The 26,792-nt window shown below is 34.1% G+C and carries 24 protein-coding genes and 1 tRNA gene; 22 read left to right on the top strand and 3 right to left on the bottom strand.

Going from position 1 to position 26,792, the window contains the following annotated elements; genetic code table 11:
- Positions 1-65 precede the first annotated feature (65 nt).
- The 6 genes from GSH73_RS08820 to GSH73_RS08795 all read left to right on the top strand — a co-directional run bounded on the left by GSH73_RS08820 (position 66) and on the right by GSH73_RS08795 (position 6,007).
- Positions 66-2,702 carry a valine--tRNA ligase gene (locus GSH73_RS08820; RefSeq protein WP_014758374.1) on the top strand — a complete coding sequence of 879 codons (2,637 nt, stop codon included), beginning with the start codon at positions 66-68 and terminating at the stop codon, positions 2,700-2,702.
- A gap of 28 nt (positions 2,703-2,730) precedes the next feature.
- On the top strand, positions 2,731-3,267 hold the full coding sequence (locus tag GSH73_RS08815) for a GNAT family N-acetyltransferase (RefSeq protein ID WP_038069394.1): 537 nt from the start codon (positions 2,731-2,733) through the stop codon (positions 3,265-3,267).
- A 57-nt stretch (positions 3,268-3,324) separates the two neighbouring features.
- Entirely contained in the window at positions 3,325-4,602 is a 1,278-nt protein-coding gene (locus GSH73_RS08810; protein ID WP_014758376.1) for a bifunctional folylpolyglutamate synthase/dihydrofolate synthase, read from the top strand.
- Positions 4,603-4,652: 50 nt separating this feature from the next.
- The gene (locus GSH73_RS08805; protein WP_014758377.1) at positions 4,653-4,886 is read left to right on the top strand and encodes a hypothetical protein; all 234 of its coding nucleotides are present in this window, start codon (positions 4,653-4,655) and stop codon (positions 4,884-4,886) included.
- Between the two features lie 71 nt (positions 4,887-4,957).
- Positions 4,958-5,032 (top strand) — tRNA-Pro (locus GSH73_RS08800).
- A gap of 63 nt (positions 5,033-5,095) precedes the next feature.
- Entirely contained in the window at positions 5,096-6,007 is a 912-nt protein-coding gene (locus tag GSH73_RS08795; protein ID WP_014758378.1) for a YncE family protein, read from the top strand.
- Here GSH73_RS08795 and GSH73_RS08790 read toward each other — a convergent pair.
- Positions 5,994-6,509 (bottom strand): DUF4364 family protein, encoded by a 516-nt coding sequence (locus GSH73_RS08790; protein WP_014758379.1) that lies wholly within the window; start codon positions 6,507-6,509, stop codon positions 5,994-5,996. The two genes, GSH73_RS08795 and GSH73_RS08790, sit on opposite strands and share 14 nt — an antisense overlap.
- A 93-nt stretch (positions 6,510-6,602) precedes the next feature.
- A complete protein-coding gene (locus tag GSH73_RS08785; protein ID WP_014758380.1) occupies positions 6,603-6,899 on the bottom strand; it encodes an alpha/beta-type small acid-soluble spore protein in 297 nt (98 codons plus the stop codon).
- A 123-nt stretch (positions 6,900-7,022) separates the two neighbouring features.
- On the opposite strand from GSH73_RS08785, the gene GSH73_RS08780 reads away from it, so the two are divergent.
- Together GSH73_RS08780 and GSH73_RS08775 are read left to right on the top strand one after the other, a co-directional pair.
- Positions 7,023-7,700 carry a 4Fe-4S double cluster binding domain-containing protein gene (locus tag GSH73_RS08780; protein ID WP_014758381.1) on the top strand — a complete coding sequence of 226 codons (678 nt, stop codon included), beginning with the start codon at positions 7,023-7,025 and terminating at the stop codon, positions 7,698-7,700.
- A gap of 72 nt (positions 7,701-7,772) precedes the next feature.
- Positions 7,773-9,590 (top strand): WD40/YVTN/BNR-like repeat-containing protein, encoded by a 1,818-nt coding sequence (locus GSH73_RS08775; RefSeq protein ID WP_014758382.1) that lies wholly within the window; start codon positions 7,773-7,775, stop codon positions 9,588-9,590.
- Between the two features lie 163 nt (positions 9,591-9,753).
- Here the strand turns inward: GSH73_RS08775 and GSH73_RS08770 are convergent, their stop codons facing one another.
- Positions 9,754-10,119: a hypothetical protein gene (locus tag GSH73_RS08770; RefSeq protein ID WP_014758383.1), complete on the bottom strand. Its 366-nt coding sequence runs from the start codon at positions 10,117-10,119 to the stop codon at positions 9,754-9,756.
- A gap of 357 nt (positions 10,120-10,476) precedes the next feature.
- Between GSH73_RS08770 and GSH73_RS08765 the strand changes: the two genes are divergently transcribed.
- The 14 genes from GSH73_RS08765 to GSH73_RS08700 all read left to right on the top strand — a co-directional run bounded on the left by GSH73_RS08765 (position 10,477) and on the right by GSH73_RS08700 (position 26,784).
- Positions 10,477-10,671, top strand: a complete 195-nt coding sequence (locus GSH73_RS08765; protein ID WP_152528716.1) for a hypothetical protein — start codon at positions 10,477-10,479, stop codon at positions 10,669-10,671.
- A gap of 126 nt (positions 10,672-10,797) precedes the next feature.
- Positions 10,798-11,808, top strand: a complete 1,011-nt coding sequence (locus GSH73_RS08760) for a LacI family DNA-binding transcriptional regulator (RefSeq protein ID WP_014758385.1) — start codon at positions 10,798-10,800, stop codon at positions 11,806-11,808.
- 59 nt (positions 11,809-11,867) lie between these two features.
- Positions 11,868-14,192, top strand: coding sequence for a kojibiose phosphorylase (locus GSH73_RS08755; protein WP_014758386.1), 2,325 nt, complete (start codon positions 11,868-11,870; stop codon positions 14,190-14,192).
- Between the two features lie 147 nt (positions 14,193-14,339).
- Entirely contained in the window at positions 14,340-15,611 is a 1,272-nt protein-coding gene (locus GSH73_RS08750) for an ABC transporter substrate-binding protein (RefSeq protein WP_014758387.1), read from the top strand.
- Between the two features lie 84 nt (positions 15,612-15,695).
- Complete coding sequence (locus GSH73_RS08745; RefSeq protein WP_014758388.1) at positions 15,696-16,595, top strand: carbohydrate ABC transporter permease; 900 nt, start codon at positions 15,696-15,698, stop codon at positions 16,593-16,595.
- A 13-nt stretch (positions 16,596-16,608) separates the two neighbouring features.
- Complete coding sequence (locus GSH73_RS08740; protein WP_014758389.1) at positions 16,609-17,418, top strand: carbohydrate ABC transporter permease; 810 nt, start codon at positions 16,609-16,611, stop codon at positions 17,416-17,418.
- Between the two features lie 102 nt (positions 17,419-17,520).
- Entirely contained in the window at positions 17,521-18,543 is a 1,023-nt protein-coding gene (locus GSH73_RS08735) for a LacI family DNA-binding transcriptional regulator (RefSeq protein WP_038069361.1), read from the top strand.
- A 391-nt stretch (positions 18,544-18,934) separates the two neighbouring features.
- Entirely contained in the window at positions 18,935-20,218 is a 1,284-nt protein-coding gene (locus GSH73_RS08730; RefSeq protein ID WP_014758391.1) for an ABC transporter substrate-binding protein, read from the top strand.
- An 87-nt stretch (positions 20,219-20,305) separates the two neighbouring features.
- Complete coding sequence (locus GSH73_RS08725; RefSeq protein ID WP_014758392.1) at positions 20,306-21,181, top strand: carbohydrate ABC transporter permease; 876 nt, start codon at positions 20,306-20,308, stop codon at positions 21,179-21,181.
- The gene (locus GSH73_RS08720) at positions 21,181-22,026 is read left to right on the top strand and encodes a carbohydrate ABC transporter permease (protein WP_014758393.1); all 846 of its coding nucleotides are present in this window, start codon (positions 21,181-21,183) and stop codon (positions 22,024-22,026) included. The genes GSH73_RS08725 and GSH73_RS08720 overlap by 1 nt, the downstream gene beginning before the upstream one ends.
- A 36-nt stretch (positions 22,027-22,062) precedes the next feature.
- Entirely contained in the window at positions 22,063-24,399 is a 2,337-nt protein-coding gene (locus GSH73_RS08715; RefSeq protein ID WP_014758394.1) for a glycoside hydrolase family 65 protein, read from the top strand.
- Positions 24,389-25,048 (top strand): beta-phosphoglucomutase, encoded by a 660-nt coding sequence (gene pgmB, locus GSH73_RS08710; RefSeq protein WP_014758395.1) that lies wholly within the window; start codon positions 24,389-24,391, stop codon positions 25,046-25,048. The genes GSH73_RS08715 and pgmB overlap by 11 nt, the downstream gene beginning before the upstream one ends.
- Before the next feature lie 66 nt (positions 25,049-25,114).
- A complete protein-coding gene (locus GSH73_RS08705; protein ID WP_014758396.1) occupies positions 25,115-25,885 on the top strand; it encodes a polysaccharide deacetylase family protein in 771 nt (256 codons plus the stop codon).
- Positions 25,886-26,124: 239 nt separating this feature from the next.
- Positions 26,125-26,784, top strand: coding sequence for a single-stranded DNA-binding protein (locus GSH73_RS08700; protein WP_014758397.1), 660 nt, complete (start codon positions 26,125-26,127; stop codon positions 26,782-26,784).
- Positions 26,785-26,792 lie beyond the last annotated feature (8 nt).

The following is a 26,792-nucleotide window of genomic DNA, read 5'->3' as shown; positions in this document are numbered from 1 at the left end:
ACCTTCGCCCTTTTGGGAAAGGTTTTTTTTATTTTATCAAAACATAAAATCGAAAGGAGATAAAGATGGAAATTTCTAAGACGTACAATCCTAAGGAATTTGAAGATAGAATATACAGCGAATGGATGGAAAAAGGCTATTTTACGCCAAAGATTGATTTAAGCAAGAAGCCATTTACTATTGTAATACCACCTCCAAACATCACAGGGCAACTGCACATGGGTCACGCTTTAGACAATACGATGCAGGACATAATAATCAGATGGAAAAGAATGCAGGGCTTCGTCACTTTATGGATACCAGGCTCAGACCACGCCAGCATTGCTACAGAAGTTAAAGTTCTTGACCAAATCAGAGAAGAAACAGGGCTTACCAAAAGAGACATAGGAAGAGAAAAATTCTTAGAGAGAGCATGGCAGTGGAAGGAAAAGTATGAAAATAGGATTTTGGATCAGCTTAAAAAATTAGGATCTTCATGCGATTGGACGAGAAAAAGGTTCACAATGGACGAAGCGCTGTCGAAAGCCGTAAGAGAAGTCTTCGTTTCTCTCTATGAGAAAGGGCTTATTTATCGTGGAGACAGGATAATAAACTGGTGTCCCAGTTGCAAAACCGCATTATCAGATGCAGAAGTAGAACATGAAGATGAACAAGGACATCTTTGGTACATAAAATATCCTGTAAAAGGTGAAGAAGGATATATAACAATAGCTACTACAAGACCTGAGACAATGTTAGGAGATGTGGCTGTAGCTGTAAATCCTAATGATGAAAGGTACAAACAGTTTATAGGCAAAGTTCTCATATTGCCGATCGTCGGAAGGGAAATTCCGGTCGTAGGTGATGATTACGTAGATCCTTCATTCGGAACAGGAGCTGTAAAAGTTACTCCTGCACATGATCCAAATGATTTTGAAATAGGCATAAGACATGGCCTTGATTTCATAAATATAATGAATGAAGACGCATCGATAAATGAAAATGGTGGAGAATACTCTGGACTGGATAGATATGAGGCGCGAAAGAAGATAGTCGAAAAGCTAAGGGATATGGGACTTTTGGTAAAAGTTGAAGATCTAAATCATAGCGTAGGACACTGTTATAGATGCCATACAACAGTTGAACCATTTTTGTCAAAACAATGGTTTGTCAAGATGGAGCCTCTTGCAAAGCCGGCGTTGGATGCGGTAAGGACAGGTAAAATAGAATTTATACCTGAAAGATTTGAAAAGATATATTTTAATTGGCTTGAAAACATCAAAGATTGGTGTATATCAAGGCAGCTATGGTGGGGTCATAGGATACCAGCATGGTATTGCGATGATTGTGGTCATGTTAATGTCTCAAAAGACGATCCTACATGCTGTGAAAAATGTGGCAGCAAAAACATACATCAAGATGAAGATGTACTTGATACATGGTTTAGTTCAGCATTATGGCCATTTTCGACTATGGGTTGGCCAGAAGAAACAAATGATCTTAAATACTTCTTCCCAACCGATGTGCTGGTTACAGGTTATGACATAATATTTTTCTGGGTTGCCAGGATGATTTTCATGAGCTTGGAATTCATGAAAGAAGTGCCTTTTAGGCGAGTCTTGATACACGGGCTTGTAAGAGACTCGCAAGGAAGAAAAATGAGTAAATCTTTAGGTAATGGCATTGATCCTCTGGAGATAATAGATAAGTATGGTGCTGATACGTTAAGATTCACTCTTATCACTGGCAATGCTCCAGGAAACGATATGAGATTTAGCGATGATAAAGTGGAAGCCAGTAGAAATTTTGCTAACAAGCTTTGGAATGCATCAAGGTATGTGATGCTTAACCTTACAAGTGATGATACGACGCTTTATTTGGAAAATCTCAACATAGCTGATAAATGGATTTTAACAAGGTTAAACGGTGTAATAAAAGAAGTGACAGAAAACTTGGAGAAGTACGAATTAGGTATAGCTGCCGGAAAGTTATACGATTTTCTCTGGAGTGAGTTCTGTGATTGGTATATAGAACTTAGCAAGCCTGTCCTTTATGGTGATGATTTGGAAGCAAAGAAGGTAACGAAGTCTGTCTTAAGATATGTGTTGGATAACACATTGAGACTGTTGCATCCTTTTATGCCGTTTATAACAGAAGAGATATTTAGAAATATACCACATGAAGGCGATACGATTATGCTTAGCAAATGGCCTGAGTACAGAGAAGATTTGATTTTTGAAAAAGAAGCAAAAGATACTATGTTAATAATGGATGCAATAAAGACAATAAGGAATCTAAGGGCAGAGGCTTCTGTAGCACCGTCAAAAAAGGCGAGAGTTATAATAAATACAGACAAAGAAGATGTTATAAAAATATTTAAAGATGGAGAGAATTATATTACTAAACTTGCTGGTGCCAGCGAAGTGATGTATATTAAAGATAAAGATGTGTTGCCTCAAAAAGCTGTGTCAGGTTCAATCGAAGGTGCATTGGTCGTAATGCCTCTTGAAGACTTGATCGACATAAAAGACGAGATAGAAAGGCTTAAATCTGAAAGAGAGAAAGTTTTAAGCGAGATAAAGAGAGCCGAAGGAATGCTTAAAAATGAAAAGTTTGTAGGCAAAGCGCCAAAGCATGTAGTGGACGCTGAAAAAGAGAAATATGAAAAATACAGTGAAATGCTTAAGAATCTTGATGAACGCATCGAGTATTTGCTAAAATGATTTTGATGCCTCTGAAGGAGGTAATATGGTGTTTACACTATTCAAAAGGGTAGAAAAAAATCCGACTTTAACCATAAGGGAAGCAAATATCAAGGATGCCAAAGGAATAGTGAAGCTAATCGAAAGCGTTGGAAAAGAAAAAATATACATGGTTTCAGAAGAGCCGGGATGGACGGAAGAAGAGGAAAGGCAAATGATAAAGCGGCTTGATCGTGGGAAAGACTTGATTTTGGTTGCTGATTATGGTGGACAAATAGTTGGTTGCCTTACGCTTTTTAGATATTATGGTGGCAGATCTTCCAAAGTTCAACATGTAGGTGAGATTGGTATAAGCGTGGATGCTAAATACAGAAATATAGGCATTGGTTCGAAGCTGTTTGAATATGCCATCGATTGGGCCAAAAAGAGAAGCTATTCAAAGCTGTGTTTAAGTGTATTTAGCTCTAATGCCAATGCCATCCATCTGTATCAAAAATACGGATTTGAAGAAGAAGGCCGCAGAAAGAAACAATTTAAAATCGGAAATGAATACGTAGATGAAATAATGATGGGATTATTTTTATAAAATATCCCCAGACAATCGATGTCTTGTCTGGGGTTTTGAATTTCGGAGGATGATAATGTGAATTACAGTGATGCAATGGAATACATTCACAATACTAATAAATTTGGCATAAAATTGGGACTTGATAACATAAGACGCCTTCTTGAGTATATGGGAAATCCTCAAAAAAATCTCAAATTCATTCATGTAGCAGGTACAAATGGAAAGGGTTCTACATGTGCTTTCATAAATAGTATCTTAATCAGTGCTGGGTTTAAAGTAGGACTTTACACGTCACCATATTTGGAAGAATTTGAAGAAAGAATGAGAATAAACAATGAAAATATTCCAAAGGATAAATTGACAGATTACGTTGAATATATAAAGGGCGTTGTTGACAGGCTGTTAGCTGATGGGTATCATCATCCGACAGAATTTGAATTGATTACCGCAATTGCATTTAAGTATTTTTGCGATGAAAATGTCGATTTTGTGGTGCTGGAAGTGGGATTAGGTGGACGCTTTGATGCTACCAATGTCATTGACGATTCTTTAGTATCTGTGATTTCTACGATAGACTATGACCACATGGACAAGTTGGGAGATACTTTGGGAAAAATAGCCTATGAAAAAGCAGGAATAATAAAAGAGAATGGAACTGTAGTAAGTTTTTATCAAAAAGATGAAGCACTGCAGGTGATTAAAAGAGCAGCAAGCCTTAAAAAAGCATCTTTGGATATTTTGGATATTAACGATGTTGAAATAGTAGAGTCCAACAGCGATTATCAGATTTTTAATTACAAAGATTATAGAAATCTTAAGATATGTATAATTGGCAAACACCAGATTTACAATGCCTCATTGGCTTTAATGGCTGTAGAAAAACTTAAATCCCAAGGCATAACTATAAGTGAAGAAGCTATAAGAGCTGGACTTACCTATGCGAGATGGCCTGGCAGAATTGAAGTATTAAACAGATGCCCATTTATCGTGATAGACGGTGCCCACAATCCTCAAGGCATGGCAGTATTAAAAGAGGCTTTAAGCTTGTTTTCTTATGAAAGACTGGTGCTTGTCATCGGTATGTTGAAAGACAAAGATACTGACAAAATGCTTAAGCTAATAGTACCTATGGCAGATATTGTAATAACGACAAAGCCTATAAGCGACAGAGCTTATACGGCAGAAGAATTGGCTGAAAAGATTAAAAATGTGAATCCGTTACATTTTGAAGATATAGATGATGCTATTGATGAAGCTTTGAAAAAAGCCAGTGAAAAAGATTTGATACTTTTCTGTGGTTCACTTTATATGATAGGACATGTAAGAACATATTTGAAAAGGGTAATAAAATAATAAAGACAATAATATAATATACAAAACTACAGTCTCCAGAAGGTGGTTGTATGGAATATAACAGTGCAGATCTTTTACAGGAGATAGACAATGCACTAAAGAGACTTAAAGAGAGCGAATTATACCTTGAAAGGGTGGAGAAAGACAACTACCTTAAAACAAAGCTTGCACAATTAAAATATGATTTTGCGAGGGAAGAATACTTAAGACTTTTGAGAATTGCCAGAGATGAACATATAAAGTACGACATGAAGGACTTATATAAAAAGATCATAGATATTTGATAAGGCAAGAATTCGAATTATTAAATTGTACTTGATATAATGATTTGTTTATGATAAAATTGTAAATGCGTCGGGGCATGGCGCAGAGGTAGCGCGCGCGGTTCGGGACCGTGAGGTCGCAGGTTCAAATCCTGTTGCCCCGACCATTTTTGTGACATTAATACCTTCCGTGCATATTATAAATTAGCATATGCATGGGGGGATGAACATTGAAAATATTCGTTGCCAACAAAGGCGATGACACCATAAGCTATATAAGCGATAATCATACAAGGACATTTCTCAAGTTGATTGATGATGACTTTACTTATAAAAGTGATAAATTGCACATTCCACAGAAGGGACCCCATAGATTGCTTATTAATAGCATAAGAAAAGAACTTTATTCTCTAAATGTGTTTGATGATTCAATAAGTATTATTGACATTGATGATTTTCACCTGCAAGATACTGTATATATTGGGCCATCTCCAAACGATGGTATGATTTTAAATAATCTCATATATGTTTTAAATGGAGATGCAGATTGTCTAACCGTGTTTGACATAATGACAGGTAAGATAATAGAGCAGGTTAATGTGGGCTTTCAGCCACAATCTATAATATACAGTAAAAAGCGCAATAAAATTTTTGTTTCAAATACGAATTCTGACTCGGTTTCGTTGATAAATCCAATTGATTTGTGTGTAGAAAAAACATTGTTTGTCAAGTCAAAACCATTTGGAATGTGTTTATCAGACGATGAAAAGTTTTTATTTGTGGCAAATTCGTATTTAGAGACAGGGCTTGATGGTTCTATATCTGTGTATGACATAATTAATGATACATTTGACGACGATATTAAGTGCGGTAAATTGCCAATATCTGTTGCGTTTTTTAAAAGCTCTTTACTTGTTGTAAATTCGTGTTCTAACACTTTGATGAAGATTGATTTGCGTACAAAAAAGCGTACAGAACTTTTTTGCGGCTATATGCCGGTTTTTGTAAGGGTGTTTAAGAACTATGCATTAATAACTGTTTCTGGTGAAAATAAGCTAATTTTAGTGGATATAGAGAATCTTAAAATTGAAAGGAAAATAGAAGTTGGGAAAGAGCCCGATGGTCTCATTATTGAGGCGTAAGGGCTTTTACAATATAATTGTATACATCATTTGACTTTTGCTTCCAGTTGTCACATACGATCTTTGCTTGTTGAGCATTTACTAAATTTAAATTTATTTCTATAAGAACTATGTCGTTTTCTACAACTTGCAAATTTGCAATGTATTCTCTGTCAGATTTTTTATAATACGTGGCTATATATTGCGATTCTTGCTTGAATTTTTCCTTATTTATGACTATGTATTCATCTATTTTCTTCCTTGTGTCCTCCTGAATGTGCTTAAAAAATAGCTTTAATGCATTTAAACCGAATTCAGTTAATATATATTTACTTTCTTTAAGATCTACAAAATTGCTTTCTTCTAATTCATTTAGGTATTGCTGAAGATAAAAGTAATTCATAAGGTTGTTGTCGGAAATTATTCTGTTTATCTGCTCGCCTGTGATAGGCATATCTATTCTATTTAAAATGTACAAAATTATCAGTTTGTTTTCTGCTAATTCTTGAATCTCATAACTCAACTTTCACACCTCTCACAACATGTTGTATACTATTTATATTCTACCACAAAATATATATCAAAAAAAGAGAGTATTTTAAATACTCTCAAAGTATCATTTGTTCATGTATTCTGCTTCGCTACCTGCTGCGCCGTTTCCGATTTTTGTTGTCTTTTCACCGCTTATGCTGACGCCGTTTGACATGGCGGATTCAGCGTAGTGTACCATTCTTTTTAACATGTGTCCTCCAACAGCGCCGCAATCACGAGATGTAAGTGTACCCCAATAATCTTCAGAGCCTTGTTTTACTGGCAAACCTAATTCTTTTGCTATTTCATATTTTAAATTATCAAGTGCTTGATGCGCTTCAGGCACTACTTTTGTTTTATCATTCCAACTTCCTCTTGCCATGTTTTTACCTCCTCAAAATTATTCCCACATCTAATTTTGCGTAAAAATGTGCAATTTATTCTTTTTTTGCTTAACAATAATGTGTTAAAATTATTTTGGAATAAAAGCAAAAAGGTGATGTGAATGGATAAGCAGAAGATTATTTTAGAAAAAATTAAAGAATGGGGTGCATCAGAAGTTGGCTTCTCTTACCTTGGTGATGTGCTTCCTGAAAGTTTGCAGGATTTGAAATATGGTATAAGTGTTTTGATAAAATTGTCAGATAGAATAATTAATGAAATTGATGATAAACCAACTTATACTTACTTTCATCATTATCGCTCTGTGAATACATTGATAGACCAAATCACACTGAAAACTGTACTTTTATTAGAAAAATGGGGATACAATGCATTAGCTGTACCCGCCTCTCAGTCTATAAAGGAGCTTGGAGAGTACAGAGGATTATTTCAACATAAAACTGCTGCAACAATGGCTGGATTAGGATGGATAGGGAAAAACGGGCTTTTAGTCACTGAAAAATATGGGCCTCGAGTAAGGCTAGGGACAGTATTGACCGATTTTGAATTGGAGCCAGGCACTCCTATTAGCGAAAGCAAATGTGGGGAATGTAACTTGTGCGTAACAAGCTGCCCAGCAATGGCGCTACACGGCAGACTGTGGGAAGCTGGTATAGACAGAAAGGAAATTGTTGATGCTCACGCATGCAGCGAATATATGAATAAAAACTTTAAACACATAGGACGAGGGTCTGTTTGCGGAATATGTATCAGGGTATGTCCATACGGCATCAAAATTTAATAATTTTTTTATGAAATTCTTTTAAATGTCTGATAAAATTTACTTAGAAAGATAAAAAGGGGAGTCACGATTATGTGGCGATTACTATATAAAATGATAATGCCATTAGCGATCTTAACGGTTTTTCTAACTGGCTGTGGTATAAGCAAAACTCAGGAAAATGGCATTAACGATACTACGTATAAAATAAATAGGAATATTGAATTCAGCTATAATCTAAATAATGCTCCCAAATTTGGCCTTCAGGCGATTTACTTTATAAATGGAAAAGATGGATGGGCTGGGGGACAAGGAATCATTTTGTCTACAAATGATGGAGGCAAAAACTGGACAGTTGAACATACAGGTTCTTTTAATATAATAGGGTTTGATTTTGTCAATTCTATTTATGGTTGGGCTATATCATCTGATAAATCTATTTTGAAGACGACAGATGGCGGTAAGACGTGGATTGAATTGCCTAAAATGAATGAGAACATCGAAAATATAAAGTTTGTAACGGTAGACAGAGGCTATGGTACACATGAAGGCAAGCTCTACATCACTAACGACGGAGGTCGGACGTGGGAAAGCATAAATACAAAAATTAAAATTGATTCGTATGATTTCGTCGATCAATATCATGGATTCGCATCGTACAATAATAGTATATATTATACGAGAGACGGTGGAATTTCATGGAATTTTATTTACAACCCATATTTGCAAGGTCAGTGGAATGTAGAGATCTCTGCATTAGATATAAACAATATATGGGTTATTTATAGAGGGAAATGGACATCAGAAAATGAAGAGCCATATCTTATTTTAAAAACTGCAGATGGTGGGAAAAGTTGGACTGCTTTAGCAGAGGAAAAAAATTTTAGCAGTTTTTACGGAAGTCATAAAACCAACAATTTTTTGGGTTATTATTTAAGTTCAATAAACATCGTCGACAAAGAAACTGCTTTTGCTATTGGATTGAATCCGAAAAATGATAGCGATAAGATTTTAATATCCAGAACTACCGATGGCGGAAATACGTGGAGCAGCTATCCTGTTCCGCAATTTGACTTAGAAAGCGTTATTGAAGGACCTATTCCGATGACATTCGTAGACACTTACAATGGTTGGATTGCATCTACGAAGAATGGCAATGGGCTAATATTAAGCACTCTTGATGGTGGCCAAACATGGCAACAGCAGTATCCTGTGAGAAAAGACAATAATCAAAAAAATATTGAATATGTAAATCCGATTATCATAGATGCTTTAAAAGACATTGAAAGCAATGCGATAATTAAGATTTATGCTCCTGCAGTTGTACCTTTGCCAGAAGATAAAAAAAGCATGTATATAACTGCTGTGCCTGAAATGGGGAAGTTTAACAACAGCTACAATGTCGATTTAATCATATCTGATAAACCGTATGATTTAAAAAACACAAAGATAGATTTAAATAATATTAGTGCCAACGATATTTTAGGAGATTTTGGAGGATTTCTTTTTGGGTCAGATGTTGATGCTGAAAATTATGTAAATGCAATCCGTCAGAATAATGGCTTCATAGTCGATAAAGAGAGTAGAAATCTAAATTACAAAGATTTTATATGGGGTCAAGTTTATTATGGGAAAGGCAAGTACAGCGTACAGTGGAGAGAGGGCAGGTGGACTGTTGAAGTAGACTCTACTGACAAGCCTCAGATTGATTTGGCAAAGCAGATGGTGAAATACTTACAAAACTACAATTTGCCTGTTCCGCTAAACAAAGGTTTGATTGTTGTAAATGTGTCCAAAAATAAAACTACAACTAACATTTACTGGACAAAAGAATCAAGTGTATACTATATAAATTACAATTTTAAACCTGTTGACGCATTGCAAATGGCAGTATCGATGAGAGAAAATTGAAAGGTAATATGTATTCCAATTGTCGAAAAGCGCAAATAATTGCTTTGTAGGCAATTGGAATTGTAAAACATAGTTAAAAATTATTTTCAGGCTTATTATATTGTATCTTAACTGAAATAATAAGATAAATTCAGATAAAAAACATTTGTTAGTATATTATTACTTAAAAACTTTTTGATATTAGATCCCATAGCCATCTATTATTATCGACGTCTTCTTCTCCACAATCTATTATTTTAGTATGTGAAGTTACATAATTTCTTACTATCGGGAATTTTGATGCAATAGATTCAACATCTAAATGTGCCATAATTTCTATCATTAACGATTGGGGAGTTATATAAAGTGTTTTTTTGAATATTTCTTTATAGTTTATCAAGATATCTAATGATAATCGCGCTATCCCAGCTTGTTCGTATTCATTATAAAAAGCTTTTAAAGCATCATCATTTAATATATGAGCCCACTTTTCTTCAAAATTCACAGTTATTTTATAAGAACCTGGCTCTGATAATATTCTTTTTACCACAATATCATCTCCTAATAGTTATTTTTTATATTAATAATTCTATGAAATTATTAAATTTTTGTTACATTGAATAGAATTTTGTGTTTTAAAGTTGAAAAATTTCATTAATTTTGTTAAAATAAAAACAGTTATGCATTGCTTTAAGAAGGTGTTTTTATGATTACAAGGAATTTAATTAATATTTTTATATATATTTTTATTTCTTTAATTTTATGCATACAGTATGTTTGGCATGCAGTTATTGTTGGAAGTCATTCTACACATATGACAGTTCAAGAATTTTGCGTATTTATATTTTTATCTATTTTGGTTTGTCTATCTGTATATTTAAACAATATATTTGCGAAGAGAATATTAATGAATTTTATTATGACTTATCTTTTGTTTGCTGAAGAAAGTGTTTTATCTATATTATGGATAGTTTCTATATTAGACAGTTTTAGGTATAAAAATGAAGTTCTTACAACAATTGCTGGATTTATAGGACTTGTTTCTATGTTAATATTATTTTCGCTTGGCATAAAATATATTTTCAGATATACATCTAGATAATTATTGTATGACTTAAATTCTTTAAAAATTTATTTTAAGAAAGCTATTATTATGTATCTTGACATATAAAAAGAAATGGTATACAATAAAATTAAACCAAAACGTTTTGGAAAAGGTGGATATGTAATGGCAGTTACTATAAAAGATATTGCAAAATACGCAGGTGTTTCTGTAACTACGGTTTCCAGAGCTTTAAACGGATATCCGGATGTAAGCGAAGAAACAAGAGAAAAAATCAAGAAGATAGCCGAAGAATTAAATTACTCTCCTAATTCTATTGCAAGAGGATTAGTGACCAATAGGACTCACACAGTTGGTCTGGTTGTTTCAGAACTTATTAAACCTGGTGCATACCATCCGTTTTTTTTGGAGATATTAGCAGGCATAAAGGCAGGTTTAAGAAAAGATAAGTATGATCTCATTTTGTATACAGTTGATCCGACTTCACAAGATGTGACGCCTTATGAAAAATTATGCAATGACAGAAAAGTTGATGGCGCAATTGTGGAAGGGCTAAAATTAAGCGATCCGTATATAGAGGAGATAAAAAACACAGAGATTCCAACTGTATTAATAGATATCCCTATATTAAATGATAAAGTAGGCTATGTAAGTTCAGATAACGTGCAAGCTGCTTTTGAGGCAACAAGCTATTTAATAAAATTGGGACACAAAAATATTGGTTTTATAAATGGGCATAATGATGCTGCAGTGAGTTTTGAAAGATTGGAAGGATATAAAAAAGCTCTTTACAAAAACAACATTCCTTATAAAGACGAATATGTTGTCTTTGATGATTTTACTCAAGATGGAGGATATAATTGTTTCAGAAAGATGATTTTTGAAAATCCTGAAATCACAGCAGTTTTTCATGCTTCAGATTTGATGGCCATAGGTTCATTAAAGGCTGCACAAGATCTTGGCATGCGGGTTCCTGACGATGTATCTATAGTTGGTTTTGATGATATTGAATTATCATCATTGATAACTCCAGGTTTGACAACAATAAGGCAGGAAAATTACAAAATAGGTTATATGGCGGCCAGACATCTTGTGTCGATAATAAAAGGCGAAAAACCGAGGCACATAATAATACCACATCGACTTATTATTAGGCAATCGGCAAAAAAAATATAATTTTTTTTAAGATGTTACCAAAACGTTTCGGATGCGTTTATTTGGCAGGAGGTATACATGTGGCTAAATTTACATTTGTTGACGATATAAATAAATTATTAAGCGATGATAAATGGCTTATTTTACAGGAAAGATATGATAAAAAATTAAATCAGAGATATGAGACGAATTTCACGCTTGCAAATGGATATATGGGACTAAGAGGAAGCTTTGAAGAAGGCTCTGATGATGAATGTCCAGGCAACTTTATTGCTGGAATTTTTGATAAGTCAGAAGCTCAAGTAAGGGAATTGGTCAATGTACAAAATTGGGTTGGCATAAAAGTATATGTTAATGGCAAGAATCTAAATCTTGATAAATGCGAAATCTTAGATTTTATCAGAATTTTAGATATGAAACATGGAATCTTGTTTAGAGGCATTACATTAAAAGATGATTCTGGAATGATTACCCGCATAGAAGGATACAGATTTTTAAGCAAACATAACGTTCATCGAGCTGCCATAAAACTATTCATAACACCTGTGAATTATAATGGTGCCATTGCTGTAGAAAGCATAATAGATGGTTCTGTGTTGAATTCGAAAGAGAATCCAGCCTACAAGACAAAGCATTTACGCATTGTTGAAAATACTAACTTTGTCAATGGCGGTTGTTACCTTGAGACAGCCACAAGAGATGATGATACAAGGATTGGAACAGGCTTTTATGTAAAAGTTTATCGCAGTGATGATGGAAACAATATTGTAAAGCATAAAAGATTTGCTCCATTAGGTGAAATATCTTCAGAATACTATGAGTTTGATGTAACTGAAAATAAAACTGTCGAAGTAGATAAATTTGTTTCAACTTATACATCAAGGGATATATCAAAGGAAAAGATTAAAAGTGAAGTCGAAAAAGATGTTTACAATTTTGCTTCAGAGGGCATAGATAAAGAACTTTTAAAGCATATTGAGATATACGAGAAACTTTGGAATGTTGCAGATATTAAAATAGAGGGCGATGATGAGGCAGATAAAGCTTTGAGGTTCAATATATTTCATCTGATGAGCTCTGTCAGCGAAAGCGATTATAGGGTAAGCATTGCAGCAAAAGCTCTCCACGGTGAAGGGTACAAGGGTCATGTTTTTTGGGATACAGAAATATTTATGCTTCCATTTTTCATATACGTGTATCCAAAAGCAGCTAAGACACTTCTTATGTATAGATACAATCTTTTGGATGCAGCAAGGCAAAATGCCATACGAAATGGATATAAAGGAGCTCAATATCCATGGGAATCTGCTGATACAGGAAATGAAGAGACACCACAATGGGGTGTTGATTATAAAGGCAATCCTGTAAGAATATGGACAGGAGATATAGAGTACCATATAACTGCTGATATTGCTTTCGCTGTTTTTGAATACTATAGAGCTACAGATGATATAGATTTTATGCTTAAATACGGGATAGAAATGATATTAGAAACTGCCAGATTTTGGGTATCAAGATGTGAGTACAATAGTTCTCTAGATAGGTATGAAATAAATGATGTAATTGGACCTGATGAGTTTCATGAACATGTAAACAATAATTCATATACTAATTTTCTCGCGCGGTGGAATATTCAAAAAGCAATTGAATTCGTTGAGTTTTTGAAAAAGGAATATCCATCAACGTACGAAATGTTGACATCTAAGATTTGTTTGACAGAAGATGAACTGAAAAATTGGGGAGATATTATTCCTAAAATTTATATACCATTTGATAAAGAAAAAAAGATTTTAGAGCAGTTTGAAGGTTATTTTAAAAGAAAAGATTACGTAATAGATAAATTTGATGAGAATAATATGCCGATATGGCCTGACGGTGTAGATATTACAAAATTAAATGATACGCAGCTTGTAAAACAGGCTGATGTAGTGATGCTTATGCTGTTATTAGGTGAAGAATTTGATTATGAGACGAAAAAGATAAACTACGAATACTATCAGAAGAGAACAATGCATAAATCTTCGTTAGGTCCCAGCATGTATGCTATCATGGGACTGAAAGTTGGGGATTATAAGAACGCATATTATTCCTTCTTAAGGAGTGCTAATGTTGACCTTGTAGATAATCAAGGCAACACAAAAGAGGGTCTCCATGCTGCTTCTGCTGGAGGTACATGGCAAGTTGCCGTATTTGGATTTGGCGGTTTGTATGTGGACAAAGAGGGTGCCTTGAATATCAATCCATGGTTGCCAGAGAAATGGCGAAAGTTGTCATATCAAATTTATTGGAAAGGCAATTTGCTTCAAATCAATATTGTTAAAGATAACGTTGATGTAAAAATTCTCGAAAGCAATGGAAAGAAGATAAAAGTAAAAATAAAAGGAAAAGATGTTGAAGTTAATTAGATGTGTAATAGGCATAAGCAGAAATTGCTGCTTTGCCTATTAAAGATAAATAATGTGAATAGGGGGGATTTAGGACTACTTTAATATCTTTAATAAGGCTTGGTTTTGTTTAAGATTATATATTTATAGGAGAGGGGTTAAATAAAAATGGGTAAAAAATTTATAAGCATTTTTGTTGTCACAATACTTTTGATAGCTGCTTTGCTTTCTGGATGTTCAACAAAACAAAACACTGCTTCCACCAACAACAATAATAAAACTAACTCTGTTCAGAAACAAGACACTTCAAAACCTGTAACTTTAAAACTTGGAATGTGGTCTTCTTCGCCTGCTGAAACGAAGATTGTAAATGACCAGTTAGCTGCATTTAAGAAAAAATATCCTAATATTAATGTACAAATTGAAACAATAGTAGGCGATTACATGCAGAAACTGCAAACAGAAATTGCTGCAAATGTAGCTCCAGACATTTTTTATCTTGATAGTATGCCTGCACCACAGCTTATGTCGTCAGGAGTTTTGGAACCATTAGATGATTATATTAAGAAATACAATGTAGATGTAAATGATTTCGAACCATCGTTGCTTTCAGCTTTTCAGTGGGAAGGAAAAACGTACGGTCTTCCGAAGGATTATAACACATTAGCGCTATTCTATAATAAAGACATGTTTAATGCTGCAGGTATTAGTGAGCCTCCAAAGACATGGGATGAATTAAAAGCAGATGCTCAAAAATTGACTAAGAATGGTGTAAAAGGCTTGGTTTTATCGTCAGATCTTGCAAGGTTCGAAGCTTTTATGCTTCAAAATGGTGGCTCAGTATATAAAGATGGTAAGGTGACTTTAAATCTTCCAGAAAATGCTCAAGCGCTTGATTTTTACACAGGGCTTATTACAAAGGACAAGGTAGCAGATACGCCACAGAATTTAGGTGGAGGATGGAATGGTGATGTATTTGCAGCTAAAAAAGCCGCAATGGCGATAGAGGGAGGATGGATGATACCATTTTTAAAGGATAAGGATCCAAACCTTAATTACGGAATAGCAGAGCTTCCTGAAGGCAAACAAAAGGCAACATTAGCTTTTACCGTTGCTTATGTAATGAATAAAAACAGCAAAAATAAAGATGATGCATTTAAATTATTGGAGTTTTTAACTGGAAAAGAAGGGCAACAATTTGTTGTTGATTCAGGTCTTGCTCTTCCATCAAGAAAGTCTATGGAAGAAGGATTTAGGACAAAATATCCAGATAGAGTAGCATTTATAGATGGCGCGGCTTATTCTTATCCATGGCAGTTTGGACTTCTTGGGACAAAAGTATCTGATGCTGCAAATAAAGCTTCAGATTCACTTATAATGAAGCAGGCAAAAAATGCTCAAGAAGCACTTGATAATGCGCAGAAGCAGCTTGGACAATGATGTTATGCAGCACCTTAAGGTGCTGCATAAAGATTTTACTATTTGTTTTTTTGCAATTAATGGATTGAAAGGAAGAGTCTTAGTATGAAAGCTCATTCAATTTCAAAGAAAAGATATGTAAATGAAGCTATTTCGGGATACGCCTTTATGATGCCTTTTGTCGTTTCTATTTCTGTGTTTATTATTGGACCATTAATTTATGCATTTATAATAAGCTTTAAAGATTTTTCATACTTAAATCCTTCTTTGAGTCACTGGGTAGGATTTAAAAATTATATAGGTTTGTTAAACGATCAAACGTTTAAAAGGGCATTGCTTAACACAACGATATATTCATTGTTTGTGGTACCTACACAATTATTTATAGCATTAGTCCTTGCATTAGTCGTTGATTCTGATATTAAAGGGAAAACTTTTTTTAGGGTTGCGTATTATATACCTACTGTAACATCGACAGTTGCCGTATCAGTCATATTTTTGTATTTATTTAAAGCAGATGGATTAGTCAACACGATTCTGTCTAAAATCGGAATACATGGTCAGGCATGGTTTAACAATGTCAACTTTGCTTTGCCGTCAATCATGATGATGGCAATTTGGTCATCAGTTGGAAATTATATGGTGATATTCTTGGCAGGACTTCAAGACATCCCTGCGGAATTGTATGAAGCGGCAGAAGTAGATGGCGCAAATAAATTTCAACGATTTATAAAAATAACGCTTCCGTTGTTGAGGCACGTTGTGTTCTTCAATCTCGTAGTCTCGTTGATAGGTACGTTTCAAATCTTTGACCAGGCCTATGTTGTGTCAGGGGGAAGTGGAGGGCCACTTGATGCGACGATGACGGTGGTTCTTGACATATATAAAACAGGATTTAAAGATTTTAACATGGGTTACGCATCAGCTATGGCTTTTGTACTATTTCTGATTATTCTGATTTTAACACTATTGCAGCGAGTATTATTTAAAGAAGAAATGTATTAAGAGGTGATATATAATGACTAAAGTATTTAGATTTGTTCTCTATTTGGTAGCCATAGTTTATGCTGCAATCACATTAGGGCCGTTTATTTGGTCTATAATAACTTCACTCAAACCTACAAGTGAATTAGATAGTTTAAGTGTCAATTTAAAAAATTTGACGTTTAGCAATTATAGTATGATTGTAAGCCAGTTTCCGTTTTTGAGATGGTTCTTTAATAGTTTGATCGTTGCTGCCGCAGTTACATTTGGAAATTTATTGTTTAATTCAATGGCTGGATATGCTCTTGCCAGAATTAATTTTGCAGGCCGCAATTTCTTGTTCATTATTGTGTTAGCGCTTATGATGGTTCCTGGGCAGGTTGTAATGGTGCCAACATATATCTTATTGAGCAAACTGGGCTGGGTGAATACGTATTGGGGACTCACAATACCGTTTTTAACCAGTAGTTTTGGTATATTTTTAATGAGGCAGTTCTTTTTATCTATTCCGAAGGAGATGGAAGAAGCTGCCACAATAGACGGTTTGTCTAAATTTAGGATTTTTCTACAAATAGTTTTGCCATTGTCAAAGCCTGCTCTTACAACACAGTTTATATTCATGTTTACAGGCAATTGGAACAGCTTTTTGTGGCCCAGCCTTTTGACGACCAGCGATAATATGTACACACTGCCAGTTGGATTAAATTCATTTTACGGGCAGTATTATCAATTTTGGAATCAAGTTATGGCAGGTGCTATACTTTTAACGTTGCCTATGATACTTATATTTCTCATTTTCCAAAAACAATTTGTCAAGGGGATTTCCACAACAGGCCTTAAATGATTTGTGTTGTTGTTTTGAAGCAAATGTGATATAATTGTAAGCGGTTACTATTTTATGCGCGTTGCGACTTTAATATTATTGCGAAGGGAATGTATTGTTTGTATGGCAAATATAGATGATGTAGCAAAACTGGCAAATGTCTCAACAGCGACTGTTTCAAGGGTTTTTAATAATAGCCCATATGTCAGTGAAAAGGCAAGGGAAAGCGTATTAAAAGCAGCAAAAGAGCTTGGCTATGAGCCAAGCATATTAGCACGCAGTTTGGCAATGAAGAAGACAAATACTATAGGATTAATAGTTCCTGACATATCTAACCCATATTATAGTGAAGTTGTTCGAGGGATAGAAGATGTGTGCAATATATATAAGTACAACATAATTCTTTGTAATGCCGATAATTCAAGGGATAAAGAAATACAGTACATCGACATGCTGAAAAGTAGATGGGTAGATGGCATAATATTCCACAGTGATTATTTTTCTGATGAAATATACCATATTTTCAAAGATAGAAAAATACCATTAGTATTAGCCGGAAGAGCTACAAGCTATGATATACCGTATGTAGTAATAGACAATAGGAAAGCTGCTTACGATGCTACAAAGTACTTAATATCGCAGGGGCATAAAAAGATAGGTGTTATTCATGGTGATTTGAACGGTATGAAGGAAACTGTTGATAGTGTCGATAGACTTTATGGATTTCTTGATGCTATGAAAGAAGCTGGTCTTAAAGTGTATGATGAGCTGATAAAAGAAAGCAATTTTAAGGCAAAAGGGGGATATATGGCTGCAAAAGAAATGCTAATGGGCAATGTAAAACCAGATGCTATTTTTGCTTTCAGTGATATAATGGCTATGGGAGCTATTAACGCTATTTTTGATGCTGGTTTAAAATGTCCGGAAGATGTTTCGGTAATAGGATTTGATAATCTTGATTTGGCAGAGGTAACGAGGCCAGCTTTAGCTACAGTTGCACAGCCTATGTATGATATTGGTGCTGTTGCAGCTCGCATGCTGATAAAGATAATCGATAATAAAAAGATATCTGAGAAGAAGGTTATTTTAAAGCATAGATTGATTATTCGTCAATCTTGCATTAAAAGAGATGCACAAAAAATTTAAAAAAATAATTGAAAACCTATTGATTATTTTTTTAAAAGGTGCTACAATATAGCTGTAAGCGGTTACAGATTGTGTTTATTGACAGTCTATCTTAGATTGGATGATATAAAAAAACTGTAACTTTTATTTGTGAGAAAACTGTAAGCGGTTACAGTTATACTTTATCAAGCTTAAATTTGGCAAGCAATCAAGCAATAGATAAGATCATTAAAAGTATTTTTTGAAAAAATATTTGAAGTGTCAGTGCTTGCCGGATTTAAGTCAAATTTTTGGTTTATGCATGATAAGTTTTATGCTGCTTATCTGGAAAAACTATAAGGGGGTGCTAAATAAAAAATTCAATTGCAATTTTATGATCATCATAAAAATAAAAAATAGGAGGAGTGTTTGTATGAAAAAAATACTGAGTTTGTTAATTTCGACGATCTTGATAGCTGCTTTAGTGACGGGGTGTTCATCAAGCAATAATAGCAAAACGAGTCAAAATGGTACATCTTCTGGTCAGAACAGCAAAATAACTATAACCGTTATGCAAAGTAAAACCGAAATACAGTCAGATCTTCAAACAATAATTGATGACTACAATAAATCACAGGATAAAGTAGAAGTAAAACTTTTGGGTACTTCAGGAGATAACTTTGCAACTGTTTTGCAGTCTCAGTTTTCTGCATCACCTGAAAAAGCACCTACAATATTTACTATTGCTGGACCAGATACTCCTAAATTTCAACCGTATATGGCTGAAATAAAAAATTCGAAAGCCGCTGAAATGTTGGCAGATGGAGTGAAAGATGATGTCACTGTTGATGGCAAATTATATGGTCTTCCTTCAGCAGTTGAAGGGTATGGTTTGATTTACAATAAAAATTTGTTTAAAGAGGCAAACATAGATCCAGCATCAATAACAAGCATTGATGCATTAGTTAATGCATGTGAAAAATTGTCGAAATTAAACGGTGTTGTTAAACCTATTGCTTTTGCGAAAGAGACGTACTTCTCATTTATACATCCTTTTAACTGGGCTTTCGCAGTTGATCCAAACTACAAGACTGACATAGAGAAGCTCGACAAAGGGCAAATCACTATGAAAGATATACCAAGTGTAGTCCAATGGATAAAAGACATGGACAGGATAAAACCATATACAAACAGTGCACTTGATTCATACGATGATCAAGTGGCGGGATTTGCAAGCGGCAAATATGCTATGATACATCAAGGCGACTGGGTACAATCAGTTTTGGATCAAGACAAACCTAATTTTGATTATGGAATTATTCCGTTCCCGACTGGTGGAAATACAAAATTGGCTGTTGGTACTGCTACTGCTTGGCGTGTAAATAAATATGCAACTCCAGAACAGCAAAAAGCTGCAATTGAATTTTTAGATTGGTTGATAACAAGCGATAAAGGACAAGAATATTCTGCAGATACTTTGAAGTTTATTCCAGCGTATAAAGGAGTAAAAGCTCCAAAGGCTCCACTGGCAGCGGAAGTTGCTCAGTATGTTGATAAAGGTCAAATTATTCCTTGGGTGTACAACAACTACTTCCCTAACGGAATAGATGTTGATGGTTCTAATGTAATTCAGAAATACTATGCTGGACTTATAAAAAATGACGATCAATTCTTGTCAGAATTGACAAATGTTTGGGTTCAAGATGCTGGCAAGTAATTAGCTTAAAGGACATACTTCTTAAATTATATGTTAGAAGAAGTATGTCCTAATTTAAATCAATGTGCATACGATAGGAGTGAAAATATGAAAAAAAATAGCAGTAGATTGACGTTTTGGCTATTTTTGATACCATCGCTGTTTATCTTCATAAATGTAGTAATAATTCCTTTTATATTAGGCATAATTTATTCTTTTACAGATTGGGATGGGTTCACATTTTTTGGTTCAAAATTTGTAGCATTTAACAACTATTTAAAGGTATTTAAAGATCAAAATTTTTTAAGCGCATTTTTATTGACTTTTAGATATGCGATTATTATGGTAATAGTTTCAAATATAATTGGTTTTTCTTTAGCACTTCTCGTTACCAGAAAAATGAGAACCAGAAATATTTTAAGATCTATTTTCTTTATGCCTAATTTAATAGGCGGCTTGATATTAGGATTTATTTGGCAATTTATATTTACAAAACTATTTGTGCAGTTGGGAACTGTGTTACACGCCTCAAATATATTCTTCAACTGGATAAATGATCCTAATATGGCCTTTTGGAGCATTGTAATTGTGTCGGCGTGGCAAATGTCTGGGTACGTAATGATCATATATATTGCTGGATTAGAAAGCATTAACCCGGACATAATCGAAGCATCTCTTATTGATGGCGCAGGTCCTGTAAGAAGACTTTTTAACATAATACTGCCGCTTACTGTTCCTTCTTTTACTATAAGCCTTTTTATAACTTTATCAAATTCATTTAAGCAATATGACACAAATTTATCGCTTACTAATGGAGGACCTTATGGTACGACAGAATTATTGACGATGAATATAGTGCAGACGGCGTATAAGCACAATCAATATGCCATAGCTCAATCAAAAGCTGTTGTATTTTTTGTTGTAATAATGGCTATTACACTTGTACAGGTGTATTTAACGAAGAAAAGAGAGGTTGAGATGTGATGGAGAAAACCAAAAAAAATATGACTATTTTAGAAATATTCGGTTGGATATTGACACTATTCGTTATATTTCCTGTCTACATCATGGTTATTAATTCTTTCAAAGATAGAAAAGAAATATTTACGAATGAATTAAGTCTACCTAAGGCCTTAAATTTCACATATTATATTCAGGCAATACAAAAGATGGATTTTTTGACTGCTTTGGGCAATTCTCTGTTTATAACAGTTACAAGTGTCGTGTTTATAATCGTGTTATCATCGATGGCGGCATGGGTTCTCGAAAGGAATAAAACGACTATTTCCAATATCATTTTTTATACATTTGTCGCAACAATGCTGATACCATTTCAATCTGTCATGATACCATTAGTGCAGTATCTAAGCAAGTGGCAGATTCCGGGGACGAATTTTTCGCTGATTGATACCAGATACGGGCTTATCTTTATGAATATAGGTTTTGGTATAGGTATGTCTACATTTTTGTTTCATGGATTTATTAAAAATGTTCCGCTTGAAATGGAGGAAGCTGCTACGATTGATGGATGCAATAAATTTCAATTGTTTTGGAGAATAGTTTTTCCTAACCTTAAACCTATTATTGTGACTGTGGCTATATTGAATGTTATATCATTCTGGAATGACTATTTGCTTCCGTCATTGGTTTTGCGGAGTCCTAATCTCAGAACTATTCCGCTGTCAACATTTTTCTTCTTTGGAGAGTTTACCATAGAGTGGAATTTGGCATTAGCAGGTTTAGTGCTGACGATAATACCGGTAATTATATTTTACCTGTTCTCACAGAAATACATTATTAAAGGTGTCATGGCTGGTGCAATAAAATAGGTTTGTCGACTTTATTTAGAAAGCGTGGAGGTTCAAATGAAAAAATCAATATATCCTTATGATGAGTGGAAGATAAGAGAAAGCAAATTCCGTATAGAAACAAATTATCGCAATGAAACTATTTTTTCTTTAGGAAATGGATATTTTGGCATGAGGGGTACATTTGAAGAAGGTTACTCAGGTCCTAATGGAACATCATTTAATGCAACATATATTAACGGATTTTATGAAATCTATGATATCAATTATGCAGAAGGTGGATATGGTTTTCCAACTTACGGTGAAGCAATGGTAAATGTTGCTGATAGCAAAATTGTAAAATTGTTTGTAGATGACGAACCATTTGACTTGTTAAAAGGCAATTTGATTGAATATGAAAGAACACTTGACATGAAAGAAGGGTTTACAGAGCGAAAAATTGTTTGGGAGAATGAGAAAAGGAAAAAACTTGAGATAAGTGTAAAAAGATTAATTTCTTTTAAAAGGCAGCATTTAGGCACTATAGTTTTTAGCTTTAAACCGTTAAACTTTAATGGAAAGGTAAAGTTGATTTCCGAAGTCGATGGAAATATATATTATGGAAATGAGACAGATGACATGCGAGTAGGAAACAACATGAGAGGGAAAGTCATAAATACTATAGATAGCTATGTTGACGGATGCATTGGATGGTTAATGCAAAGCACAAAAAGAAGCAAATTAAAATACGTTTGTTCCGTGAACCATGATGTTAAAACTGATTGTCATTATGAGATTAAAAATTATAAATCAGATGATAAAATATGTTTTGAATTTTCTATTGATGCTGAAAAGGACAAAACTTTTCAGCTTGATAAATTTATTTCATACTACACATCAAGAGAATGTTTAGAGGATAAGCTTATTGATAGTGCAGTTAATGAGGTTGTAAATGCTAAATTAGATGGTGCAAATATCATCTTCAAGGAGCAGTTTGATTATTTAGAAGAATTTTGGGCGGATGCAGATGTGGAAATAGACGGCGATATTTCTTTGCAGCAGGGTATAAGGTACAACGAATTTCAATTATTGCAGTCTGTATCAAAGAATGATATTGCGAATATATGTGCCAAAGGGCTGACTGGTGAAGGATATGAAGGACACTATTTTTGGGACTCTGATGTTTACATCATGCCGTTTTTTCTGTACACAAAGCCAGAGATTGCTAAAAACTTTGTAATGTTTCGCTACAACTTATTAGATGCGGCCAGAAAAAGGGCAAAAGAATTGGGATATAAAGGTGCTCTTTATCCATGGAGGACGATAGATGGACCGGAATGTTCATCTTATTTTCCGGCTGGAACTGCCCAATATCATATAAACTCCGATATAGTTTTGTCCATAAAAAAATATGTTGAAGCAACTTCAGACTATGAATTTTTATATAAGTACGGTGCAGAAATTGTATTTGAAACTGCAAGGTTATGGATAAGTATAGGTGCGTATATTCCTTTAAAAAATAATAAGTTTTGCTTGAATTGCGTAACAGGACCTGATGAGTATACGGCGTTAGTTGACAACAATGCGTATACAAATTACATGGCACAGATGAACTTGGAGTACGCATGCTTTATTGCCAAGGAGATGGCTAGAAAAGCTCCCGATCATTTTACGAATATCAAAGAAAAGATTGGGCTTACTGATGAAGAGTTGAATGAATGGAATAATGCTGCAAAAAATATGTATCTTCCGTATTCGGATGATTTTGGAATTATTCCTCAGGATGATAGCTTTCTCTACAAAGAAAGATTGAATGCTAAAGATTTAGAAGATGAAAAGCCGCTTTTGCTTCACAGGCACTATCTAAATATATACAGATATCAGATATGCAAGCAGCCCGATGTACTGTTACTTATGTACCTAAGAAGAGAATTATTTAGCATTGACGAGGTTAAACGAAATTATGATTACTATGAGCCAATAACGACTCATGATTCATCGTTGTCTCCAGCAATATTCAGCATTCTTGCTAATGAGATTGGATATTATGACAAAGCCTATGAATATTTTATGCTGACAGCGAGAATGGATCTAGATGATTACAATGGAAATGTTAAAGATGGGATACACACTGCTTGTATGGCTGGAGCGTGGAGTGCAATTATAAGCGGATTTGGTGGAATGATGACATATCCTGATGGACTTCATTTTATGCCTAATATACCTAAAAGCTGGAGGTCACTATCCTACAATATCAGATATAAAAATTGCAAAATACATGTAAATATTACTCAAGAAAAGGCATCATTTTTGTTGGTTGAAGGCGAGATGTTGAAAATTAGCGTGTATGATGAAGAAATAATGCTTTTAAAAGGTAATACGGTTGAAAAAGAGGTGAAAAAAGTTGATAGATAAAGATGTTAAATACAAAGGAGTGATATTTGATTTAGATGGTGTAATAACGGATACTGCAGAATACCACTACTTGGCGTGGAAAAAATTAGCTGATGAATTAAATGTATATTTTGACAGGAAGATAAATGAAAACTTAAAAGGCATCAGCAGAATTGAGTCGTTGGAGATAATTTTAAAAAATACCGATAAATCTTTCAGTGAAGAAGAAAAGCACCGTCTGGCCGATAAAAAAAATGAATACTACAAAGAGATGATAAAGGAAATAACACCTAAGGACATACTTCCTGGCGTATTAGATTTAATAAAGGAATTAAAAAATAGAGGAATAAAAATGGCTGTTGCTTCTGTAAGCAAAAATGCAAAAACTGTGCTTTTAAACCTTGGATTAATAGAAACATTCGATTATATCGTTGATGCGAATAAAATAAAGAATGGCAAACCAGATCCAGAAATTTTTTTAAATGCTGCTTATGGAATTGATGTTGAACCTAAATTATGTATAGGAATAGAGGATTCTAAAGCTGGAATCGAAGCTATAAATAGAGCTGGGATGCTATCTATCGGAGTTGGCAATTATGAAACGGTGAAAGAGGCAGATATTGTTTTAAAAGACTTAAGTGATTCATCGGCAATATTAAACTTGCTATAAAATAGTAATAATAACCTCCCAAAGGAATAAATTTATTATAGATTCGTAGTTGGGAGGTTATTTTTTGTGAAGATATATTATATCAAGAAAAGCGTCATCATAAACTTATTAGCTGTTTTTGTATTAGCATTTATATCTATTTTGTACACAAATTACGGCGTTCCACCTGTTATAAATACGCTATTTAATATAAATAGACAGCTTCCTATTTACAGTGTTGATATTCCTGACAAGAGGGTTGCTATATCGTTTGACGCATCATGGGGCAGTGATAAGACAGAAAGACTTTTGCAGATATTAAGAGATAAAAATGTAAAGGCTACATTTTTTTTGACAGGACTTTGGATTGATAAATATCCTGATCTTGTAAAAAAAATTTACGAAGAAGGTCATGATGTGGAAAACCACAGCAATACACATCCCCACATGACGCAGTTAAGCGATTCAGAAATGGTAGATGAGATAAAGGCCTGTGAGGAGAAACTTGTAAAGATCACTGGACGAAAGCCTTACTTATTTAGACCTCCATACGGTGATTACAATGATAAAGTCATTGAGATAGCAAAGAGTTTAGGATATTATACCATACAGTGGGATGTGGATTCGCTTGATTGGAGAGGCCTTGATACGGAGGCGATAATAAATAGAGTATTGCCAAATGTCAAAAAAGGTTCTATTATTCTATTTCATAATAATGGCCAATTTACACCTGAGGCAATACCGTACATTATCGATAAGCTGAAAGAAAATGGATATCAAATAGTTCCTATAAGTCAGTTAATATATAAGGAAAATTACTATATTGATCACGAAGGAAGGCAACATAAAAAACAATAAAATTTTATTAACTTGTACAATAATAATTGCAAAAAAATAAAATTAATGATATTATTTTGATAATGTTGAGAAAAATAATATTAAAATTTTTTTGCAATACTTCGTATTGAGGTTGGGTGGTTCAATGAAGTTTATTTATGTAAAACGATTAAATATTTTAATAAACCTGTCATAAATGCTCTTCTTTGATAATATCTATATTTTAAGAAGGTACACATGATGGAAGGGAGAGTAAACAGATGGCAGGCAATATATTGGGGAATAACATGGTTAATTTAGCTGGTAAAATTGTAAATGACTTGGAATTTAGTCACGAGCTTTATGGAGAGCAGTTTTATAATTTCACTCTTGAAGTGCCAAGACTAAGTGATGCAAAGGATATGCTTCCAATCACTATTTCAAACAGGCTATTTGAAGGTATAAATTTAGCTCCAGGCACTAAGGTAAAAATCGAAGGACAGCTTAGGTCTTACAATAGGCAGTCGCCAAATGGTGGTAAAAATAGGTTGATATTGACCATTTTTGCAAGGGACATTATAGTCGTAAGCGACGATGAAAGCATTAAAAATCCTAATGAGATATTTTTAGATGGATTTATATGCAAGGAGCCTGTTTATAGAACAACTCCATTTGGAAGAGAAATATCCGATTTGCTTGTGGCTGTCAATAGACCATACAGCAAGTCTGACTACATTCCTGTAATTGCATGGGGAAGAAATGCCAGATTTTGTGAAAAATTGAAAGTTGGCGATCGCATAAAGCTGTGGGGAAGAGTGCAAAGCAGAGAATATCAAAAAAAAGGAGATAATAATGAAATTATAACGAGAACTGCCTATGAAGTATCCATAACAAAAATGGAAAAAGTGAATAAGGATGATTTAGCGCTGAAAGAAGAATAGATATCTAC

Origin of the sequence: Thermoanaerobacterium aotearoense (assembly GCF_009905255.1) — a bacterium.
In the GTDB taxonomy this organism is placed as follows: Bacteria; Bacillota; Thermoanaerobacteria; order Thermoanaerobacterales; family Thermoanaerobacteraceae; genus Thermoanaerobacterium; species Thermoanaerobacterium aotearoense.
This window is presented reverse-complemented; position numbering and strand designations above follow the sequence as displayed.

What these genes read in the sequence shown, in the direction of transcription:
- GSH73_RS08820 (WP_014758374.1), top strand. Translation starts at nt 66, where the DNA reads ATGGAAATTTCTAAGACGTACAATCCTAAGGAATTTGAAGATAGAATA.
- GSH73_RS08805 (WP_014758377.1), top strand. Translation starts at nt 4,653, where the DNA reads ATGGAATATAACAGTGCAGATCTTTTACAGGAGATAGACAATGCACTA.
- GSH73_RS08785 (WP_014758380.1), bottom strand. Translation starts at nt 6,899, where the DNA reads ATGGCAAGAGGAAGTTGGAATGATAAAACAAAAGTAGTGCCTGAAGCG.
- GSH73_RS08780 (WP_014758381.1), top strand. Translation starts at nt 7,023, where the DNA reads ATGGATAAGCAGAAGATTATTTTAGAAAAAATTAAAGAATGGGGTGCA.
- GSH73_RS08775 (WP_014758382.1), top strand. Translation starts at nt 7,773, where the DNA reads ATGTGGCGATTACTATATAAAATGATAATGCCATTAGCGATCTTAACG.
- GSH73_RS08765 (WP_152528716.1), top strand. Translation starts at nt 10,477, where the DNA reads ATGAATTTTATTATGACTTATCTTTTGTTTGCTGAAGAAAGTGTTTTA.
- GSH73_RS08760 (WP_014758385.1), top strand. Translation starts at nt 10,798, where the DNA reads ATGGCAGTTACTATAAAAGATATTGCAAAATACGCAGGTGTTTCTGTA.
- GSH73_RS08750 (WP_014758387.1), top strand. Translation starts at nt 14,340, where the DNA reads ATGGGTAAAAAATTTATAAGCATTTTTGTTGTCACAATACTTTTGATA.
- GSH73_RS08745 (WP_014758388.1), top strand. Translation starts at nt 15,696, where the DNA reads ATGAAAGCTCATTCAATTTCAAAGAAAAGATATGTAAATGAAGCTATT.
- GSH73_RS08740 (WP_014758389.1), top strand. Translation starts at nt 16,609, where the DNA reads ATGACTAAAGTATTTAGATTTGTTCTCTATTTGGTAGCCATAGTTTAT.
- GSH73_RS08735 (WP_038069361.1), top strand. Translation starts at nt 17,521, where the DNA reads ATGGCAAATATAGATGATGTAGCAAAACTGGCAAATGTCTCAACAGCG.
- GSH73_RS08730 (WP_014758391.1), top strand. Translation starts at nt 18,935, where the DNA reads ATGAAAAAAATACTGAGTTTGTTAATTTCGACGATCTTGATAGCTGCT.
- GSH73_RS08725 (WP_014758392.1), top strand. Translation starts at nt 20,306, where the DNA reads ATGAAAAAAAATAGCAGTAGATTGACGTTTTGGCTATTTTTGATACCA.
- GSH73_RS08720 (WP_014758393.1), top strand. Translation starts at nt 21,181, where the DNA reads ATGGAGAAAACCAAAAAAAATATGACTATTTTAGAAATATTCGGTTGG.
- GSH73_RS08715 (WP_014758394.1), top strand. Translation starts at nt 22,063, where the DNA reads ATGAAAAAATCAATATATCCTTATGATGAGTGGAAGATAAGAGAAAGC.
- GSH73_RS08700 (WP_014758397.1), top strand. Translation starts at nt 26,125, where the DNA reads ATGGCAGGCAATATATTGGGGAATAACATGGTTAATTTAGCTGGTAAA.